Origin of the sequence: Pseudoalteromonas sp. MelDa3, from assembly GCF_002863625.1 — a bacterium.
Classification (GTDB): domain Bacteria; phylum Pseudomonadota; class Gammaproteobacteria; order Enterobacterales; family Alteromonadaceae; genus Pseudoalteromonas; species Pseudoalteromonas arctica.
In genome coordinates this window covers 1-19349 of the sequence record NZ_PJBR01000081.1, presented here as the reverse complement: position 1 = coordinate 19349, position 19349 = coordinate 1, and the positions used below count along the sequence as shown (strand labels likewise).

General features: G+C 39.5%; 18 protein-coding genes and 2 pseudogenes. 12 read left to right on the top strand and 8 right to left on the bottom strand.

Annotated features, from left to right (window positions below; all coding sequences use genetic code 11):
* Nucleotides 1-213 precede the first annotated feature (213 nt).
* Both CXF89_RS14435 and CXF89_RS14430 read left to right on the top strand, forming a co-directional pair.
* A complete protein-coding gene (locus CXF89_RS14435) occupies nucleotides 214-393 on the top strand; it encodes a hypothetical protein (protein ID WP_024590142.1) in 180 nt (59 codons plus the stop codon).
* Nucleotides 394-592: 199 nt separating this feature from the next.
* Nucleotides 593-1021: a hypothetical protein gene (locus tag CXF89_RS14430; RefSeq protein ID WP_024600261.1), complete on the top strand. Its 429-nt coding sequence runs from the start codon at nucleotides 593-595 to the stop codon at nucleotides 1019-1021.
* A gap of 128 nt (nucleotides 1022-1149) precedes the next feature.
* Here the strand turns inward: CXF89_RS14430 and CXF89_RS14425 are convergent, their stop codons facing one another.
* The 3 genes from CXF89_RS14425 to CXF89_RS14415 all read right to left on the bottom strand — a co-directional run bounded on the left by CXF89_RS14425 (nucleotide 1150) and on the right by CXF89_RS14415 (nucleotide 3121).
* Entirely contained in the window at nucleotides 1150-2145 is a 996-nt protein-coding gene (locus tag CXF89_RS14425; protein ID WP_121954989.1) for an alpha/beta fold hydrolase, read from the bottom strand.
* A gap of 164 nt (nucleotides 2146-2309) precedes the next feature.
* Nucleotides 2310-2657 (bottom strand): hypothetical protein, encoded by a 348-nt coding sequence (locus CXF89_RS14420; protein WP_024590144.1) that lies wholly within the window; start codon nucleotides 2655-2657, stop codon nucleotides 2310-2312.
* A gap of 53 nt (nucleotides 2658-2710) precedes the next feature.
* Complete coding sequence (locus tag CXF89_RS14415) at nucleotides 2711-3121, bottom strand: hypothetical protein (RefSeq protein ID WP_121954991.1); 411 nt, start codon at nucleotides 3119-3121, stop codon at nucleotides 2711-2713.
* Nucleotides 3122-3414: 293 nt separating this feature from the next.
* On the opposite strand from CXF89_RS14415, the pseudogene CXF89_RS14410 reads away from it, so the two are divergent.
* Nucleotides 3415-3887: pseudogene (locus CXF89_RS14410) on the top strand (hypothetical protein).
* Between the two features lie 60 nt (nucleotides 3888-3947).
* Entirely contained in the window at nucleotides 3948-4502 is a 555-nt protein-coding gene (locus tag CXF89_RS14405) for a DUF1287 domain-containing protein (RefSeq protein WP_374703127.1), read from the top strand.
* Between the two features lie 34 nt (nucleotides 4503-4536).
* On the opposite strand, the gene yfaE is transcribed toward CXF89_RS14405, so the two are convergent.
* The 5 genes from yfaE to ubiG form a co-directional block, all read right to left on the bottom strand.
* Complete coding sequence (gene yfaE / locus CXF89_RS14400) at nucleotides 4537-4809, bottom strand: class I ribonucleotide reductase maintenance protein YfaE (protein ID WP_121954987.1); 273 nt, start codon at nucleotides 4807-4809, stop codon at nucleotides 4537-4539.
* Nucleotides 4809-5939 carry a class Ia ribonucleoside-diphosphate reductase subunit beta gene (gene nrdB, locus CXF89_RS14395; protein ID WP_007583038.1) on the bottom strand — a complete coding sequence of 377 codons (1131 nt, stop codon included), beginning with the start codon at nucleotides 5937-5939 and terminating at the stop codon, nucleotides 4809-4811. Before nrdB ends, yfaE begins: the two co-directional genes overlap by 1 nt.
* 65 nt (nucleotides 5940-6004) lie before the next feature.
* Complete coding sequence (nrdA, locus tag CXF89_RS14390) at nucleotides 6005-8287, bottom strand: class 1a ribonucleoside-diphosphate reductase subunit alpha (protein ID WP_010552863.1); 2283 nt, start codon at nucleotides 8285-8287, stop codon at nucleotides 6005-6007.
* Between the two features lie 408 nt (nucleotides 8288-8695).
* Nucleotides 8696-9376, bottom strand: a complete 681-nt coding sequence (locus tag CXF89_RS14385) for an HAD family hydrolase (protein ID WP_121954986.1) — start codon at nucleotides 9374-9376, stop codon at nucleotides 8696-8698.
* Nucleotides 9376-10086: a bifunctional 2-polyprenyl-6-hydroxyphenol methylase/3-demethylubiquinol 3-O-methyltransferase UbiG gene (gene ubiG, locus CXF89_RS14380; RefSeq protein ID WP_008171708.1), complete on the bottom strand. Its 711-nt coding sequence runs from the start codon at nucleotides 10084-10086 to the stop codon at nucleotides 9376-9378. The genes CXF89_RS14385 and ubiG overlap by 1 nt, the downstream gene beginning before the upstream one ends.
* 176 nt (nucleotides 10087-10262) lie before the next feature.
* On the opposite strand from ubiG, the gene gyrA reads away from it, so the two are divergent.
* From gyrA to CXF89_RS14340, 8 genes and pseudogenes are all read left to right on the top strand, one after another.
* The gene (gene gyrA / locus CXF89_RS14375; protein ID WP_121954985.1) at nucleotides 10263-12962 is read left to right on the top strand and encodes a DNA topoisomerase (ATP-hydrolyzing) subunit A; all 2700 of its coding nucleotides are present in this window, start codon (nucleotides 10263-10265) and stop codon (nucleotides 12960-12962) included.
* Nucleotides 12963-13283: 321 nt separating this feature from the next.
* Complete coding sequence (gene serC / locus CXF89_RS14370) at nucleotides 13284-14366, top strand: 3-phosphoserine/phosphohydroxythreonine transaminase (protein WP_121954984.1); 1083 nt, start codon at nucleotides 13284-13286, stop codon at nucleotides 14364-14366.
* Nucleotides 14366-15643, top strand: coding sequence for a 3-phosphoshikimate 1-carboxyvinyltransferase (gene aroA / locus CXF89_RS14365; protein WP_121954983.1), 1278 nt, complete (start codon nucleotides 14366-14368; stop codon nucleotides 15641-15643). Before serC ends, aroA begins: the two co-directional genes overlap by 1 nt.
* 106 nt (nucleotides 15644-15749) lie before the next feature.
* Entirely contained in the window at nucleotides 15750-16460 is a 711-nt protein-coding gene (gene cmk / locus CXF89_RS14360) for a (d)CMP kinase (RefSeq protein ID WP_007583052.1), read from the top strand.
* Between the two features lie 95 nt (nucleotides 16461-16555).
* On the top strand, nucleotides 16556-18223 hold the full coding sequence (gene rpsA / locus CXF89_RS14355; RefSeq protein WP_002961176.1) for a 30S ribosomal protein S1: 1668 nt from the start codon (nucleotides 16556-16558) through the stop codon (nucleotides 18221-18223).
* Between the two features lie 67 nt (nucleotides 18224-18290).
* Entirely contained in the window at nucleotides 18291-18578 is a 288-nt protein-coding gene (gene ihfB, locus CXF89_RS14350; RefSeq protein ID WP_007583054.1) for an integration host factor subunit beta, read from the top strand.
* A gap of 21 nt (nucleotides 18579-18599) precedes the next feature.
* Nucleotides 18600-18881 (top strand): lipopolysaccharide assembly protein LapA domain-containing protein, encoded by a 282-nt coding sequence (locus CXF89_RS14345; RefSeq protein ID WP_007583056.1) that lies wholly within the window; start codon nucleotides 18600-18602, stop codon nucleotides 18879-18881.
* A 2-nt stretch (nucleotides 18882-18883) separates the two neighbouring features.
* Nucleotides 18884-19349 (top strand): annotated as a pseudogene (locus tag CXF89_RS14340) (lipopolysaccharide assembly protein LapB); the annotation flags it as partial.

Sequence of the window (19349 nt, the reverse complement as noted above, 5' to 3'; positions counted from 1 at the left end):
GCTCTACTGAATTTACCCATCCTTTAATTTTTGGGTGTGTAAACAATAGTTAGATACAATAACTTAAGTTAAAACCCCTTGTTACATTTTATATAGTACAGGTTTTATTTAATGGTTTACTCTAAAGGTAGCGAAAAATGTTACAAACCCCGCTTGAGCAACTGTGTGATTGTTAAATGTTGCTGAGTGCAGATACCTAAGCAGGGCGTTATTATGAAAGAGGCTGTCACTAAGTTAAAAACAGAATTTAATGCAAAGTTATTGTATTGGAACAATCTTAAAAGTAGCAAAGCTAAAGCGGCAATCATCCTATTATTTTCAGTTGTCATTGCACTTAAAGTGTTTACGACCATTTTTACGTTGGATTGGGTTGCAAGTTTATTCAGCGTTTAAGTTTACCAAGAGTAATTGCGATAAAGTTTAATCACAGAGTGTTTAACGCCTACGCGATGTTCATTATTAATGTATTATTACGCTATACACCAAATTAAATAAATCAGTTGTTTAAATACGTTTTATAATGACTGTAATGATACATTTTAGCTAAATTGAGTGAGTAAATGAGTTTAGCTGCATTAAAGGATAACCAGTGATGATGAATACAAAAGTATATAAAGCGGTACATGATCTAGCAGAAGATTTAATGGCGGCGGCTAACAAAAATAACCGTGAAAAGTTTGAGTCGTTATTTGCAGAGTTAAAAGCTATTTGTATTGAAAACGAAAACACTTCAAAAGATCACCCTGTACAATGGGAAACTTTAGCTGATTTTACCGAAGAGTTAGAAGAGGCAATTACTACTTACGAAAAAGCATTAGAAAAGTCGATTGCGATTAATAACAAAGATCACATGTCGTCGGTTTCTTTTTCAATGGCTACATTACAGCTTGAGCTTGGCCAAAAAGATGAAGCTATTAAAAACCTTCAAAATGCTAAAGTCAGCGCCAATAAAATTGAAGACAAAGAGCTTAAAGCTGAAATACACGACCTACTAGAGTCGCTTATTGAAGAAGAAGGTTAAATACATAACTTATCCATATTAAATGTGATTTATGTGGATTTAGCTTGAGCTTAATAAAGCGCTGATGGTTTATACCCTCAGCGCTTTTTTATGTTTGCTATAAATACTAAACCAAAAGAAAAGGCTTACTATTGAGCTAGGTTATTCATAAAATCGACAATGTACTTTGCAATTTCTACTGGTTTTTCTTCAACGCTAAAGTGCCCTGAATCGAGTAAATGCAGTTCAGCGTTCGGTACATCTTTTAAGTATGCTTTAGCGCCTTCGGCTATAAACGCAGGGTCGTTCTTACCCCATACAATTAACGTTGGTGGTTGGTACTTGCGTAAATAAGCTTGCCACTTTGGATAGTCGAGAAGGTTGTTGTAGTAATCTTGTAGCAATTGCACTTGAATTACTCTATCAGCTTTGGTTTGTAAAAAGTGAAGATCATGCGTCCAGCTATCTGGGCTCATCACTTCAGGGTTACTTTGTACGTCTCGTAAATACTGCTTATTAATAATGGCTTGTTCAGACGTGAACGAATAAATTTTATCTTGCTGAGCTTTCGAACTATCTTCATTCGCGGCTTTAAAAAATGCTTGCCTCGGTAGGGTTAGCCCCTCTAAATACGCATTACCATTTTGTACAATAAGTGCATCAAGTTTATTAGGGTTATTTAACAACATTCTAAAGCCTACAGGTGCTCCAAAGTCTTGTATATATAGGCTGTAGCGCTTTACTTTAAGCGTTGTTAGTAACCTTTCAACGTATTGAGCTAGTAATTCAAAAGTATATTTTTGAGTTTCTGGGTTTGGGCGTTCGCTGTATCCTGAGCCTAAATAATCGGGTGCAATTACATGATAACGACCTGATAAAAGCGGGATCAATTCTCGGTAGCTGTGTGAAGACGACGGATAGCCATGTAAAAGCACAATGGTTTGCTTATGCTGGATGCCAGCTTCTCGGTAAAATATCTTTTTACCGTTTACATTTGCATATTTGTAAGCGGTTTTTGAAGGCCATACAGCATCAGCGGCATATACCTGAGCGGTAAGCGTAGACATTGAAACTAGTAAAAACACAATAAAAGAGACGATGTGAGCAGGTTTTACTTTAAGATTTTTTTGTATATCTGGGTGCATAAGTAAACTCGTTATTTTTGGTAATGACGCTTTATTAATTTACCAGACCCGTTATTTACACAATTGTATTCAGATAATAACGTTGTAGTTTCACAGCAAAGAAGTGTACAGCAGGAGTAAGTGCAGCTTTGGACCTTACAAGATACTTATGAGCCAACAGTGGGCTAGGGCGTTAGCTCTTTATTGGCCGCTTTTTTGTATTTGAAATAGCTTATTAAATAAACGGCTATTGGAATCGTTGGGCTTAAAAATATGTGAGGATGAAAATAGATACCACGTTCGTCATATAGAAACACATATAACACGACCGCAAACGTTGAAGGTAAGGGGAAGATGATTGCGCCGTGCCCAACAGCAGCAAATAGTGTCCACGAGAAAACACTAGGCCAAAGCACTGCTCTGATGTAAGCACCTTTATTAGTCGCTTTAGCCTTTTTAGCGTAATTACGTGAAACAAAATAAGATATTACCGTTGGAAACAAAGTTAAAATGATACTTAGCAGTATAAGCATAGTGATTCAATTCCTTTTGATATTATTTGCATAACCCAGTTTTTCACAATGTGTTAATTGGTTTGAGTTAATACCGTTTTTAAAGCAACAATTTGCTTAATTTCATCAGCTGTTAATGCTTTATATAACCTAGGATAGGGCCAACTATAGCCCCATCTGAAAGTCGATGGTATATAAGGGCTGCCACCAAATCGAACTCCAGCAAGCATAAGGTTCGCTATACTCGTTTCGCCGGCTTCAATAACACACTGTTGCAAGGCTTTATCTGCTTCTAAACGTTGCCAATAAGTGCCACCTTGCCAGTAGGCGTAGTCATGCGCTTTACAACATGCAAGCCACAACTTTTTATCTTTTGTCGTGCCGTCCGGAAAAGCACTACAGCCATCTGATGTGAACGGTTTTATATTTTCAGCATTTGCTGTATTACTTAATATGACAAGTAAGACAATGGGACTGAAACGCATTATTTTCATGCGAAAGAGTGTATTAGTAAAATTATATATGATTTTAAGTGTTACTGTTTTAGTTACAAATAATAACACTTTAAAAAGTATAAAAAAGGTTTTTACTGTTTATAGACTGGTTATGCTTATATGATAATTTTGATTTAGAGCTTTTTGTTTAGATACTCTATGCGTTCTATTTTCTTCGCTAGTTGCGAGGTGTTAATACTAAAAGTGCTGGTTAAAAAACTTACTACAATATTAGATTAAGGTTTACACATGGTGTGTTGCATTTGTACTTTAGGAGAGGAGCTGTGCTAGAACAAATAGAAAATTGGATTGACGCTACAAATTTAAAATACAGTAGTCAAAAAGTGAGTTGTGATAAATTCAGTAATGAATTTTATGGGTTTTATCCTACCGAGCTTTTAAAAAACGCGTATTACGTTGTTGTAGACCAAATACCAAAGCCAGACTTTGCGGGTCTGCGAGAAATGGGCCTAGGTGATTTTGTCAATATGGACGCGGCGGGTATAACGTATAAATATACTTATTATATACTTCCCCACGTCGCTACTAATTTAAGGGTCCATTTTCATGAACTTGTTCATGTTGCGCAGTGGCTTGAGCTTGGCGCTAACGCATTTATGCTTCGTTACATTAGTGAAATTCAACGAGAGGGATATCACCATGCTCCGCTCGAAAAGATGGCATACCCGCTTGATGATCAATTTGCTAGTCGTGGTAAAAAATAGATGTGCCAAAATATGTAACTCATACTCTGTAATTAGCGCAGAATTTTAAAGGAATTTATATGAACAAAACGTTAGGATGCTTTTTTACTTTAATGTGTATTGATGCACAAGCTGTAACGTTTGAAAAAGGTATAGTATCAGCCTTACTCGAGCGAACAAAACACAATATTACCTACGATGGGGCTTATCACTCAATTGCTTACCCAGGTGGTGATGTGCCTAAAAATATTGGGGTATGTACCGACGTTATAATCAGAAGTTACAGAAAGTTAGGCATCGATTTACAGAAACTCGTGCATGAAGACATGCAAAATAACTTTACACTGTATCCATCTAAACGTATTTGGGGTTTAAGTAAGCCTGATAAAAATATAGACCACCGACGTGTTCCAAATTTACAAGCTTACTTTGAGCGCCATGCAAACGTATTAAGTAAATCCAACAAAGTGAGTGATTATAAAACCGGCGATATAGTAACGTGGATGTTACCAGGTAATTTACCTCATATAGGCATGGTGATTAATGAATCATCTCAAGATACAGATAATCCGCTTATTGTGCATAATATTGGGCGTGGGCCGCAAAAAAGTGACATGCTTTTTGATTACAAAATTACAGGGCATTACCGGTTTGTTCCACAGTATTGATGCGCTTAATAAACGGTATATGTAAGTATTAATCTTATTTCAGATTAATACTTACATTGCCATTGGGTTTACAGCAGCACAACAGTATTTCGCCTTCGCGCACAAACGCAAGTGGCTCTTCGTTGTACTCAACGTTACCTGATACTAACGTTGCCCTACAAGCGCCGCAGTAGCCTTCGCGGCATTGGAATGCAACGTCTATTTTCATGGATTCTAAGCAGTGTAAAAGAGAAGGGCAGCCAGCGGTAAACTCTATACACTGGCTGTTTTCTGCAAGTGTTACACTTGCAGTAGACTTGTCACTCATTATAAATCAAAATCACCAAATTCTGATGCATCAACTTGAGAGTCTATTTGACCAACAAGGTATGAGCTAATTTCTGCTTCTTGAGGCGCTACTTGCACGTTATCAGACACTAACCATGAGTTTATCCATGGGATAGGGTTACTGTTATTTTCAAACTGTGCTGGCAAACCAATCGCAGTCATACGTGCATTGGTAATGTATTCAACGTACTGACATAAAATATGTTTATTTAAGCCAATCATTGAACCATCTTTAAATAAATACTCAGCCCACTCTTTTTCTTGCTCTGCAGCATCAACAAACATTTTAATCGCTTCGTCGCGGCACTGAGCAGCAACAATCGCCATTTCTGGGTCGTCTTTACCGTCTTGCATAATGTTTAAAATATGCTGAGTACCCGAAAGGTGAAGTGCTTCATCGCGCGCAATAAGCTTGATGATTTTAGCGTTACCTTCCATCAATTCGCGCTCAGCAAATGCAAACGAACATGCAAAACTTACGTAAAAGCGAATCGCTTCAAGAATATTTACCGACATCATTGCAAGGTAAAGTTTCTTTTTAAGCTCAAACAAATTCACGATAACGGTTTTACCATTAATCTCGTGTTTGCCTTCACCGTATAAGTTGTAAAGCGATACAGAGTTGATTAAGTCGTCGTAGTATTTAGTTACGGCATCAGCACGTTCGCTAATTTTATCGTTGCTAACAATGTCATCAAAAATAAGTTCAGGTGCTTGTGTTACGTTACGGATAATATGCGTGTATGAGCGGCTGTGAATTGTTTCACTAAATGCCCACGTTTCTATCCATGTTTCAAGCTCTGGTAGCGATACAATAGGAAGTAGGGCAACGTTTGGCGAGCGACCTTGCACACTATCAAGTAGAGTTTGGTATTTTAGGTTACTTAAAAATATATGCTTTTCGTGATCGGGTAACGCTTGAAAGTCTAAACGGTCTTTACTTACATCTACTTCCTCAGGACGCCAAAAGAAAGACAGTTGCTTCTCGATTAATTTTTCAAAAATTGGGTATTTTTGTTGGTCGTAACGAGATACGTTTACAGTTTGGCCAAAAAACATTGGCTCTTGCATTTGGTTATTATGGTTTCGGCTAAAAGTAGTATAAGACATGTTTATCACTCAAAAAACTATCAGAAAAAGCGGGCTTAATGCCCGCTTAAAATAAAAATCAGCAGTTATATTTTACACGCGCCGCCTTCACAATCATCATCTTCCACTTCTGGAGTATCTTCTTGCATATCTGAGGCACCATCACGAGTATTGTGGTAGTACAAGGTTTTAACACCTAGTTTGTACGCGCTTAATAAGTCTTTTAATAAGACTTGCATAGGTACTTTACCGCCTTCGAACTTGTTTGGATCATAATTTGTATTTGCAGAAATGGTTTGGTCTACAAATTTTTGCATTATACCAACAAGCTGCAAGTAACCATCGTTTGATGGAATGTCCCACAGTAGCTCGTATTGATCTTTTAAACGCTCATACTCAGGAACAACTTGCTTTAAAATACCGTCTTTACTTGCTTTAACGCTAATATGTCCACGTGGTGGCTCAATACCATTTGTTGCATTAGAGATTTGCGACGATGTTTCTGATGGCATTAACGCACTTAGTGTTGAGTTACGCATACCGTGCTCTTTAATATTTGCACGCAGTGTATCCCAATCAAGATGAAGTGGCTCATCACAAATTTTATCTAAATCACGTTTGTACGTATCTGTTGGCATAATGCCTTGTGAATACGTTGTTTCGTTAAACTTAGGACAGGCACCACGCTCTTTAGCAAGCTCGTTTGATGCTTTCATCAAGTAGTATTGAATCGCTTCAAATGTTTTATGAGTCAGTGCATTTGCGCTGCCATCTGAATAACGCTTACCGTTTTTAGCTAGGTAGTATGCGTAGTTAATCACGCCTATACCAAGTGTACGACGACCCATAGTTGCATTTTTAGCAGCTGGTACTGGGTAGTCTTGGAAATCAAGTAAGTTATCAAGTGCGCGTACTGCAAGTTCAGCTAGCTCTTCAAGCTCATCAAGTGATTCTATTGCACCTAAGTTAAACGCAGACAGTGTACAAAGGGCAATTTCGCCTTCTTCGTCATTTACGTTATTAAGTGGCTTAGTTGGCAATGCAATTTCTAAACATAAGTTAGATTGGCGAATAGGCGCAACTTTAGCAATGAACGGGCTATGTGTATTACAGTGATCCACATTTTGTAAATAAATACGACCTGTACTTGCACGCTCTTGCGCAAACATAGAGAAAAGCTCAATCGCTTTAATGCGTTTTTTACGAATCGATTCGTCTTGTTCGTATTTTACGTAAAGCGCGTCAAACTCAGCTTGGTCTTCAAAAAATGCATCGTAAAGACCAGGCACATCTGATGGGCTAAATAACGTAATGTAGTCGTCTTTAATTAAACGAGAGTACATTAGTTTATTAAACTGTACGCCGTAATCTAGGTGACGAACGCGGTTGTCGTCTACACCACGGTTATTTTTAAGTACAAGTAGGTTTTCTACTTCTAGGTGCCAAAGCGGGTAGAACAATGTTGCAGCGCCGCCACGTACACCACCTTGCGAACAACTTTTAACAGCTGTTTGAAAGTGCTTATAAAAAGGAATACAACCTGTGTGGTACGCTTCGCCGTTACGAATATGGCTACCTAGCGCACGAATTCGACCAGCATTAATACCAATACCTGCGCGTTGTGAAACGTATTTAACAATAGCTGACGACGTTGCATTGATTGAATCAAGGCTATCGCCACATTCAATTAATACACACGAGCTAAACTGGCGAGTAGGTGTACGTACACCCGACATAATTGGCGTTGGTAGAGATATTTTAAATAACGATACTGCGTCGTAAAAGCGCTTAATGTAAGAAACGCGTGTTTCACGTGGGTAGTCAGAGAATAAGCTCGCTGCTACTAAAATATATAAAAACTGTGCACTTTCGTAGATTTCACCCGATACACGGTTTTGAACGAGATACTTACCTTCAAGCTGTTTTACAGCCGCGTAGCTAAAGTTAAGATCGCGAGAATGATCAAGATATGCATCAAGCTCGTCTAATTCTTGCTCTGTGTAATCTACTAATAAGTGAGCATCGTAGCGTTTATCGCCAACCATTTTTGTTACGTGGTCAAATAAACGTGGTGGCTCAAATTGACCATACGCTTTTTTACGTAAATGGAATACAGCTAAACGTGCCGCTAAGTATTGATAATCAGGCGATTCTTTCGAAATCTGATCCGCTGCTGCTTTAATGATGGTTTCGTGAATGTCTTTAGTACGAATACCGTCGTAAAACTGAATGTGCGATTTTAATTCAACTTGCGAAACCGAAACGTTGCTTAAACCTTCGGCGGCCCATTCAATAACGCGATGGATCTTATCCAGATCAAGAGGCTCTTTGCGCCCGTCACGTTTGCTTACAGATAACTGTTGGTTCATTTGCCTGTATTCCTTGGGAATTATGTATTTTGACCAATGCTTTATGCCTCGCCGAAGCAAGGTACATAATCATTTATTATAGGTTTCACCGTATTGGCGAATTTAATTGAATAACATTTGGCCACAATATCTGGTGTTGTTCAATTTAGAGATCACAAGATAGTGTGGTCTGAGTTGTTTTGCAAGGGACATAATTGCCCCTGTTTGTGGATAACTTTGGGATAACGCATTTGTGTTAGTAGACACTCACCTTCGAACAATCATTTAAGTTGAAATATGCAAAAATCAACTAATGATCTGCTAAATTTACTCATTTTAAAAATAAATTTTGACTGCTTTTTTTATCAGCAAGCTTTGTGTGAAAACTAACACAATCACAATATATAGTGTTTAATAATTAACATAGCACTATATATGGTTAAAACCATCAATTGGGCTTTGCCAGTTAAAATTGGCTTCCCAACCTATCGCTTCATCTTTACTTGGGATGTAACCCCAAAGTGCCGTTGCGGTATGCATACCTGCCGCTTTGCCTGCTTGTATGTCACGTTGTGCATCACCAATGTATAAACAACGGCTTGGTTCTACCTGCATAAGCTTTGCACAATGTAGCAGTGGTAAAGGTGATGGCTTAGCTTCAGCTAATGTGTCGCCACTTATTACTACACTGGCATTTTTTAATGCGGGAATAGCTGCCACTAAAGGATCGGTTAAAAACCCTGGTTTATTAGTCATGATCCCCCATTTGATCTTTTTCTGATCAAGGGCGATAAGTAACGATTCAACTCCGCTGAAGCAACGTGTGTGATTTGCTATGTTTGTGGCGTACTCGTCAACTAATTGCTTTATAAGCTCGCTTTGGGGTTGTTTAGCCCATAATTCTTTAAAACCAGCCTCTAATAATGCGCCTGCGCCGTTAGATGCCGCAGGACGGTATATATTACTACTAACAGGTTCTATTTTATTGCTAATAAGGACTGCGTTTAAAGCGGCACCTAAATCATCAGCTGTGTCGAGTAGGGTGCCGTCTAAATCAAATAAAAATGCATCGTACTCAATAAGGGGTAGGGGGGCTTGAGAGTTAGCCATTAAGCTAACTTCTCAAAATAAAGTATGTAATTTACGCTAACGTCACTATTGAGCGTATATTGCTTTGATAGTGGGTTATAAGAAAGCCCTGTACTTGCACGAACTTTTAAACCGGCTTGCTCTGCCCATGCAATAAGCTGTGCAGGCTTTATAAACTTTTTATGGTCGTGTGTACCTTCAGGCACCATTTTTAAGAGTTTTTCAGCGCCAACAATCGCGTATAAATATGCTTTAGGTGTTTTGTTCAGGGTTGAAAAAAACACGTCCGCGCCTGGTTTGGCAAGTGCAGCTACAGCATGAATGATAGATGCTGGGTCGGGAACGTGCTCAAGCATTTCCATACACGTTATTACATCAAAGCGCTCAGGGTACTGTGTTGCAAACTCTTCTGCAGGCACTTTTATATAATCTACATTTACGCCAGTTTCTAAACTGTGCAACTTAGCAACGGTTAGAGGCTCTTGGCCCATATCGATGCCAGTTACTTTTGCACCCATACGCGCCATGCTTTGGCTTAAAATACCGCCGCCACAGCCAACGTCGAGTGTTTCTTTATCGAATAAGCCTTGCGTTTTGTTTGCTATAAAGTCTAAACGTAACGGGTTAATTTCGTGAAGAGGTTTGAATTCTCCGTCTAGGTCCCACCAACGCTCAGCGATGGCTTCAAATTTTGCTATTTCTGCGTGATCTACATTTTGATGTTCGGTCATAAAATACTTCCTCGTCAATCTGAGGCCATTATATAGGGCTAAATTGATAAATCGCAAAGTTTTGCGCCTGTAAATTAAAATTAATTGTGATAGCATGGCTGTTAGAAATAATAACAATACTCTTAATACCCAATACCGGGTTGTTGAGAGCTGATACTGAAGGAATGTGATATCAAATGACTGATCTCGCCAATGAAATTCTGCCAGTCAATATTGAAGACGAGTTAAAAAACTCCTACTTAGATTACGCAATGAGCGTAATAGTAGGACGTGCATTACCAGACGTACGTGACGGCTTAAAACCTGTTCATCGCCGCGTTTTGTTTGCAATGAACGAGCTTAGTAATGACTGGAACAAGCCTTACAAAAAATCGGCCCGTGTGGTCGGTGACGTAATCGGTAAATACCATCCACACGGCGACAGTGCAGTTTATGACACGATAGTTCGTATGGCTCAGCCATTCTCACTACGTTATATGCTTGTAGATGGCCAAGGTAACTTCGGTTCGGTTGATGGTGATTCAGCAGCGGCAATGCGTTATACAGAAGTACGTATGGCAAAAATGTCGCATGAGTTATTAGCCGATCTTGAAAAAGAAACGGTTGATTTCGTTCCTAACTACGACGGCACTGAGTTCATCCCTGACGTGTTACCTACGAAAGTCCCTAATTTATTAGTGAATGGTTCGTCGGGTATTGCAGTAGGTATGGCTACAAATATACCACCACATAACTTAACTGAAGTTGTGAACGGTTGTTTGGCACTTATTCAAAATCCTGATTTAACTATTTTAGAGTTAATGGATTATATTCCTGGTCCTGATTTCCCAACGGCTGCAATTATCAACGGTAAAAAAGGCATTGAACAAGCCTATTTAACTGGCCGTGGTAAAGTGTACATGCGTGCACGCGCCGACGTCGAAACCGATGAAAAAACAGGCCGTGAAACAATCATCGTTCACGAAATTCCTTATCAAGTTAATAAAGCCCGTTTAATTGAAAAAATTGCAGAGCTTGTTAAAGATAAGAAAATTGAAGGTATTAGTGCACTACGTGATGAATCAGATAAAGACGGTATGCGTATCGTTATTGAAATTAAACGTGGTGACGTAGGCGAAGTTATTTTAAATAACTTGTATTCACAAACTCAGTTACAAACTGTGTTTGGTATGAATATGGTTGCATTAATTAACAACCAACCTAAGTGTTTTAATCTAAAAGAAATGCTTGAAGAGTTTATTATTCACCGCCGTGAAGTAGTAACTCGTCGTACCGTGTTTGATTTACGCAAAGCGCGTGACCGTGCTCATACGCTTGAAGGTTTAGCAATTGCGCTTGCAAACATTGACCCAATTATCGAGCTTATTCGTAAATCACCTACACCTGCTGAAGCTAAAGTTGCTTTAACTGCACGTCCGTGGGAATTAGGTCATGTACAAGGTATGCTTGAAAAAGCAGGCGAAGATAATGTAGCCCGTCCAGATTGGCTTGCTGATGATTTAGGTATTCGCGACGGTCAATACTATATTTCTGAGCAACAAGCTCAAGCAATTCTAGATTTGCGTTTACACAAGCTTACTGGTCTTGAACACGAAAAAATCTTAACTGAATATCAAGCGTTATTAGAGTTAATTGCTGAGCTACTTTATATTTTGGCAACACCTGAGCGTTTAATGGAAGTTATTCGTGACGAACTAGTTGAAATTAAAGCGCAGTATGGCGACGAACGTCGTACTGAGATTAATGCAGCGGCTCACGATATCAGCCTTGAAGACTTAATTACTGAAGAAAACGTTGTTGTAACGCTTTCTCACGAAGGGTATGTGAAGTATCAGGCATTGTCTGATTACGAAGCACAACGTCGTGGTGGTAAAGGTAAGTCAGCAACGAAGATGAAAGATGAAGATTTCATTGAACGTCTGTTAGTTGCAAATACACACGATACTATTTTATGTTTCTCTACGGCCGGTCGTTTATATTGGCTTAAAGTGTATCAGTTACCACTAGCAAGTCGTGCAGCGCGCGGTAAGCCAATTGTTAACTTGTTACCACTTGAAGCTGATGAACGTATAACTGCTATATTGCCGGTACGCGAGTACGCAGAAGATAAATATATCTTTATGGCAACTGCATTCGGTACAGTTAAGAAAACACCATTAACGGCTTACAGTCGTCAACGTGCAAGCGGTATTATTGCTGTTAACTTAAATGATGGCGATAGCTTGATTGGTGTTGATATTACCGATGGTAGCAACGAAATTATGTTGTTCACTGATGCAGGTAAAGTTGTACGCTTCAAAGAAGCTGAAGAAACAACAGTTGTTGATGAAAACGGCAACCCAGTATTAGACGAAGAAGGTAACCCTGAGATTCGCTTCAAAGGTGTTCGCCCAATGGGTCGTACTGCTACAGGTGTTCGTGGTATTAAAATGCCAGACGAGCAACGCGTAGTATCGTTAATTGTACCAAAAACTGACGGTGCCATTCTAACGGTAACTGAAAATGGTTACGGTAAGCGTACACAACTTGAAGATTACCCATCTAAGAGCCGCGCAACACAAGGTGTTGTATCAATTAAGGTGAGTGAACGTAACGGTGCTGTTGTTGGTGCTGTGCAAGTTGATGACAACGATGAAATAATGATTATTTCGAATCGTGGTACCTTAGTACGAACTCGCGTTAATGAAGTTTCAACGGTTGGACGTAACACACAAGGTGTTATTTTGATCAGAACTATTGACGGAGAGCAAGTAGTTGGTTTACAACGTATAGAAGAGATTGAAGTTACAGAAAGTGACTTAATTGATATTGAAGACGTTGAAACAGTAGATACGGTTATTGATGAAGTAGCGGATGATAATCCTCCTTCAGAATAATTGATATTGAAAAAGCGGCCTTGGCCGCTTTTTTTAATGTTGTTGAAAAAAATTAATAGGGTGTGAAATTATACTCATACCAATTCGCTTAATTAAGTGATCTATTTTGAGGGTGGAAAAACGTGTTGATAGCTAGGCAAAAAATTCACTATTTAGTTGTTCTAAATGAGAATTTTTTAACGCAAGTAGCGACACGTTTAGCCCCGCAAAATGATTAAGTATTATTGCGGATTGGTATTATTCATTAAATTTTAAAGGTTTAGCGGATTGGTATTAAATGTTCATGCTTAGTAGTTAAATTACTGGAATGAGGCAAAGGTAATGAGTAAATATAATTTTTGTGCGGGGCCAGCTATGCTTCCGCAAGCGGTTATGAAAAAAGCGCAAAAAGAGTTTCTAGATTGGCAAGACCTAGGTGTGTCTGTGATGGAGATTAGCCATCGCAGTAAAGAGTTTTTAGCGCTTACAGCTAAATGTGAAGCTAGCCTTCGTCGCCTAATGAATATTAGTGATGAATTTGAAGTGCTGTTTATGCATGGTGGTGGTCGTGGCCAGTTTAGTGCTGTGCCATTAAACTTACACCAAGAAGGCAAAACAGCGTTTTATTGTGAGAATGGCGTTTGGTCGAAAAGCGCCAGAGATGAAGCGAATAAGTTTACTCAAACGTCTTTTACGGATGTCCGTAATGATGCTGATGGTGAGTTTTCAATTAAAGACGTTGCTGACTGGGAATTACCAGAAGACGCTGCGTACATACACTATTGCCCTAATGAAACTGTCGATGGCTTAGAGATTTTTGATGTACCAAGCCACCCAACAGCTCCGATTATTGCTGATATGTCTTCAACTATTTTATCGCGTGAGATAGACGTTAATAAATTTGATTTGATTTACGCTGGTGCGCAAAAAAATATCGGTCCATCGGGCATATCAATTGTTATTGTTCGTAAAACATTACTTGAGCGCGAAGGTTTGCCAAAGCCCGGTATTTTAGATTACGCACTTGAAGCAAAGCAGGGCAGTATGTTTAATACCCCACCTACCTTTGCTTGGTATTTAGCGGCTGAAGTATTTGAATGGCTTGAAAGCAATGGTGGGGTAAAAGCCATGGAAGCACAAAATATTGCTAAAGCAAATTTACTGTATGATTTTATCGATAACTCAGATTTTTATTCCAATATAGTCGCTAAACATTGCCGCTCACGCATGAATGTTCCATTTTGGTTAAACGATGAAAGCTTAAATAGCAAATTTGTTGCTCAATCAAGCGAGGCCGGTTTACTTGCACTTGAAGGTCACCGAATTGTGGGCGGTATGCGCGCAAGTATTTATAACGCTATGCCTCTTGAAGGTGTTCAAGCACTTGTAGATTTTATGGCTGCATTTGCAAAGGAGCACAGCTAATGGAGCAGCTCCGTTTAGAACCTATTTCTAAAGTAAATGGCACGGTAACCCTACCAGGTTCAAAGAGTCTATCGAACAGAATTTTATTATTAGCAGCACTGGCAAACGGTACCACCGTTGTAGAGAACTTACTTGATAGTGACGATATACGCCATATGCTGGGTGCTTTAAAGTTATTGGGTGTAAATGTAACTTTAAATGATGAACACACTGTAGCGACCGTAGAGGGAGTTGGTGGTGTGTTTAAAACCCCGAACGAACCATTGTTTTTAGGTAATGCGGGTACTGCTTACAGACCTTTAACGGCTGTACTTGCTGCCGTTGCTGGTGAGTATGAGCTAATAGGCGAGCCACGTATGGAAGAGCGTCCGATAGGGCACTTAGTTGATGCTCTACAAGCGCTTGGTGGTGATGTTACTTATACAAAACACAAAGACTATCCACCACTTAAAATTGTAGGTGGTCAAATAAAAGGTGGTGAGGTTGAAATTGACGGTAGTATTTCAAGTCAATTTTTAACGGCTCTATTAATGGCAGCGCCATTATTTAGCGGTGATACAACGATAACGATTAAAGGTACTTTAGTATCTAAACCTTATATTGATATTACGCTTGATGTAATGGCACGTTTTGGTGTTAATGTTGAACACAGTGATTATGCAACTTTTAAAGTTAAAGGTGGTCAACAGTATCAATCACTCGAACGAATTATGGTTGAAGGCGATGCATCTTCTGCTTCTTACTTTGTTGCTGCGGCTGCAATTGCTGGCGGCGAGATTGAAATTAAAGGCGTGGGTGCTAAATCAGTTCAAGGTGATATAGGCTTTGCTAAAGTAATGGAGCAAGTAGGCGCGAAAATCGATTGGTATGATGAGCGTTTAGTTGTTCGCAAAGGCGAATTAAAAGGCGTAGATATTGACGCTAATGCAATTCCTGATGCTGCTATGACCCTTGCAACTGTTGCTCTTTTCGCTAAAGGCCCAACTGCCATTCGTAACATTTATAACTGGCGAGTAAAAGAAACAGACCGTTTATATGCGATGGCAACTGAGCTTAGAAAAGTAGGTGCAGAAGTGGTAGAAGGGCCTGACTTTATAGAAATTACACCGCCTAAACACTTCAACGATGTAGCAATAGACACTTACGACGATCACCGTATAGCCATGTGTTTTGCAATGGTTGCCGTTGGTGGAAAGCCAATAACGATTAATGATCCAAAGTGTACCTATAAAACATTTCCTACATTTTTCAATGTTTTAGCGTCAGTCAGTGAATAAGCTAATTAGAAGTAATTACAAAAGTTACACACTAATAGCAGATATATTTTAATAACTGACGTATAATGTCGCGGTTTATTTAGGTGTGCATTGCAGGAGGTTTTAAATGCAGGCGTTATTAATGCCCGTGATCACCGTTGATGGCCCAAGTGGTTCAGGTAAAGGAACTGTTTGTCGCTTGTTAGCCGACAAGTTAGGGTGGGATGTATTAGATAGCGGTGCGATTTATCGCGTTTTATCTTTAGCTGCACTTCATCACCAAATTGCATTAGACAATGAAGAAGGGCTTGTCCCTCTTGCTGCAAATTTAGATGTGCAGTTTTTGGTAGATAGCCAAACTAATGCAGGAAAAGTTATTTTAGAAGGCGAAGATGTAACTACTACTATTCGTAATGAAGAAGTAGGCGCTGCAGCATCAAAAGTTGCAGCATTACCTCGCGTTCGTGAAGCGTTATTACGTCGCCAGCGTGCATTTCGCACTGAAAACGGCTTAATTGCCGATGGCCGTGATATGGGCACTGTGGTTTTTCAAGATGCGCCGTTAAAAATATATTTAACAGCAAGTGCAGAAGAGCGTGCTCGTAGACGCTTTGTTGAGTTGAATACGCGCGGTCTTGATGTTACACTAAGTGGTCTATTACAGGACATTCAAGCTCGTGACGAGCGCGATATGAATCGTGCCGTTGCTCCGCTTGTACCTGCAGATGATGCTATTGAGCTTGATACTAGCGAGCTCAATGCACAGCAAGTGTTTGATAAGGTAATAACTTTATTGGATATTGCAATCTCTGAAGGTAAGCTTCCTAAACGAAGCTAAACACATTTTATGCGCCAGCAGGATGCCAGTGCTATTTTAACAACCCCATGCAGCATGGTTGCTTATTGGTATTAATATATGAGACGTATATTCGTATGTCAGAAAATTTTGCGCAGTTATTTGAAGAAAGCTTAAAGGGTTTTGAAGCAGAGCAAGGCTCTATCGTTAAAGGTACAGTAATCTCTATCGAGAATAACATTGTACTTGTAGATGCTGGTCTTAAATCAGAAAGTGCTATCCCTGCAGAGCAGTTCAAAAATGCTGCTGGTGAACTTGAAGTTGCTGTAGGCGACGAAGTAGATGTTGCACTAGATGCAATTGAAGACGGTTTCGGTGAAACTATTCTTTCTCGTGAGAAAGCTAAGCGTCACGAAGCATGGATCCGTCTTGAGAAAGCATGTGAAGAGCAAGAGACTGTTACTGGTGTTATCAACGGTAAAGTTAAAGGCGGTTTCACAGTTGAAGTTGATTCAATCCGTGCTTTCCTACCTGGTTCACTTGTTGATGTTCGTCCAGTACGTGACACAACTCACCTTGAAGGCAAAGAGCTTGAATTTAAAGTAATCAAGCTTGACCAAAAACGTAACAACGTTGTTGTTTCACGTCGTGCAGTTATCGAATCTGAAAACTCACAAGAACGTGAAGAGCTTCTTGCTAACCTTGTTGAAGGCCAAGAAGTTAAAGGTATCGTTAAGAACCTTACTGACTACGGTGCATTCGTTGACCTTGGTGGTGTTGATGGTCTACTACACATTACTGATATGGCTTGGAAGCGTGTTAAGCACCCTTCAGAAATCGTTAATGTTGGCGACGAAATCGCAGTTAAAGTTCTAAAATTCGACAAAGATAAAACTCGTGTATCTCTAGGCCTTAAACAGCTTGGTGAAGATCCATGGGCAGCTATCGCTGGTCGTTACCCAGAAGGTTCTAAACTTTCTGGTCGTGTTACTAACCTTACAGATTACGGCTGTTTCGTGGAAATCGAAGAAGGCGTTGAAGGTTTAGTACACGTTTCTGAAATGGATTGGACTAACAAAAACATCCATCCTTCAAAAGTTGTTAGCTTAGGCGACACTGTTGAAGTTATGGTTTTAGAAATTGACGAAGAACGTCGTCGTATTTCTCTTGGTCTTAAGCAATGTATTGCTAATCCTTGGCAGGAATTTGCTCGTCTACAAAACAAAGGCGATCAAGTTACTGGTAAGATCAAATCAATCACTGACTTCGGTATCTTTATCGGTCTTGACGGTGGTATTGACGGTCTTGTACACCTTTCAGACATTTCTTGGAATACACCTGGCGAAGAAGCTGTACGTGAATTCAAGAAAGGCGACGAAATCACTGCTATCGTATTGCAAGTTGACCCAGAGCGTGAACGTATCTCTCTAGGTGTTAAGCAAATCGAAGCTGACCCATTCAATAACTACCTTGATGCAAACAAAAAAGGTGCTATTGTTAAAGGTAAAGTGACTGAAGTTGATGCGAAAGGCGCAACTGTTGAACTTATCGAAGGCGTTGAAGGTTACATCCGTGTAGCTGATATCGCTCAAGAACGCGTTGAAGATGCAACTACTGTTGTTTCTGTAGGCGACGAGATTGAAGTTAAATACGTTGGTGTTGATCGTAAGAACCGCACTTTAAGCTTATCTGTAAAAGCTCTTTTCGAAGCAGAAGAGAAAGAAGTACTAGAGAAGCTTAAGAAAGAAGAGCCAGTGTTTGAAAACGCAATGGCAGCTGCTTTCGCAAATGCACAAAAAGACTAATATATAATTAGTTTTTAGTTGGAAGGGCATTTTTTGCCCTTCCTATATCTCTTTTTAAGGAAACGCTATGACTAAGTCAGAACTGATAGAAACACTTGCGGAACAACACGCACACGTTCCAGTGAAAGATGTTGAGAATGCTGTAAAAGAAATTCTTGAACAAATGGCCGGCTCATTATCTACTTCAGATCGTATTGAGATCAGAGGTTTTGGTAGTTTCTCTTTGCATTTCCGCGCTCCTCGCACAGGTCGTAATCCTAAGACTGGCGATACAGTTGAGCTTGAAGGAAAGCATGTACCTCATTTTAAACCAGGCAAAGAATTACGCGACCGCGTAAATGAAAGCATTGCCTAGTTAACTTAGTGGAGTAGTTACTTGTTCAAGGTATTAAAAATTATTCTGGTTGCGCTATGCCTCATCAGTGCATTTGTATTAGGGTCACAAAACCCACAGTTAGTACAAATAAATTATATTATAGCCAGTAATACACTACCTTTAGCTGTAATAATAAGTATTTGCTTTTTATTAGGTGTTTTAGTGGGTTGTTTTATTAGCTTTAAATTGTTTTCACAATTAAAGTGGCAAAACTACCGCTTAAAAAAGCAATTAGCGCCTGAAAAAGATAAAAAAAAGCTTGCCGCGAATAAAGACACCTAACTATGATTGAGCTTTTGTTTTTACTATTACCTGTTGCCGCCGGTTACGGCTGGATTATGGGTAAAAACAGTGCTAAAAACCAAGCTCATCAACTAAATCGTCAGATCACTTCTGAATACAGCAAAGGCTTAAAGTTTCTACTCGACAGAGAAGAAGACCAAGGCTTAGAGCACTTGATTAATTTGCTTGAAGTTTCAGCTGACTCTGTTGAACACTATTCTACACTTGCCACCATGTTTCGCCGTAGAGGTGAATTAGACCGCGCAATTAAAATTCATGAACTTCTATTAAAACACCCAGGCTTAAATGAACAACAAGCTGCAACTAGCCGTTTAGAACTTGCCGAAGATTATATAATGGCTGGTCTACTAGATAGTGCAGAAGAGCACTTAGTTTGGTTAGTTAAGGCTGGCCATGTAGAAGCGCTAGACCCTATTATTACTTTATATTCGCAAACCCGTGAATGGG

Coding starts and splice junctions, on each gene's coding strand:
- rpsA (WP_002961176.1), top strand. CDS start 16,556: ATGTCAGAAAATTTTGCGCAGTTATTTGAAGAAAGCTTAAAGGGTTTT.
- CXF89_RS14430 (WP_024600261.1), top strand. CDS start 593: ATGATGAATACAAAAGTATATAAAGCGGTACATGATCTAGCAGAAGAT.
- gyrA (WP_121954985.1), top strand. CDS start 10,263: ATGACTGATCTCGCCAATGAAATTCTGCCAGTCAATATTGAAGACGAG.
- serC (WP_121954984.1), top strand. CDS start 13,284: ATGAGTAAATATAATTTTTGTGCGGGGCCAGCTATGCTTCCGCAAGCG.
- ihfB (WP_007583054.1), top strand. CDS start 18,291: ATGACTAAGTCAGAACTGATAGAAACACTTGCGGAACAACACGCACAC.
- CXF89_RS14425 (WP_121954989.1), bottom strand. CDS start 2,145: ATGCACCCAGATATACAAAAAAATCTTAAAGTAAAACCTGCTCACATC.
- nrdA (WP_010552863.1), bottom strand. CDS start 8,287: ATGAACCAACAGTTATCTGTAAGCAAACGTGACGGGCGCAAAGAGCCT.
- CXF89_RS14415 (WP_121954991.1), bottom strand. CDS start 3,121: ATGCGTTTCAGTCCCATTGTCTTACTTGTCATATTAAGTAATACAGCA.
- CXF89_RS14405 (WP_374703127.1), top strand. CDS start 3,948: ATGTGTATTGATGCACAAGCTGTAACGTTTGAAAAAGGTATAGTATCA.
- CXF89_RS14420 (WP_024590144.1), bottom strand. CDS start 2,657: ATGCTTATACTGCTAAGTATCATTTTAACTTTGTTTCCAACGGTAATA.
- ubiG (WP_008171708.1), bottom strand. CDS start 10,086: ATGACCGAACATCAAAATGTAGATCACGCAGAAATAGCAAAATTTGAA.
- cmk (WP_007583052.1), top strand. CDS start 15,750: ATGCAGGCGTTATTAATGCCCGTGATCACCGTTGATGGCCCAAGTGGT.
- yfaE (WP_121954987.1), bottom strand. CDS start 4,809: ATGAGTGACAAGTCTACTGCAAGTGTAACACTTGCAGAAAACAGCCAG.
- aroA (WP_121954983.1), top strand. CDS start 14,366: ATGGAGCAGCTCCGTTTAGAACCTATTTCTAAAGTAAATGGCACGGTA.
- CXF89_RS14385 (WP_121954986.1), bottom strand. CDS start 9,376: ATGGCTAACTCTCAAGCCCCCCTACCCCTTATTGAGTACGATGCATTT.
- CXF89_RS14435 (WP_024590142.1), top strand. CDS start 214: ATGAAAGAGGCTGTCACTAAGTTAAAAACAGAATTTAATGCAAAGTTA.
- nrdB (WP_007583038.1), bottom strand. CDS start 5,939: ATGTCTTATACTACTTTTAGCCGAAACCATAATAACCAAATGCAAGAG.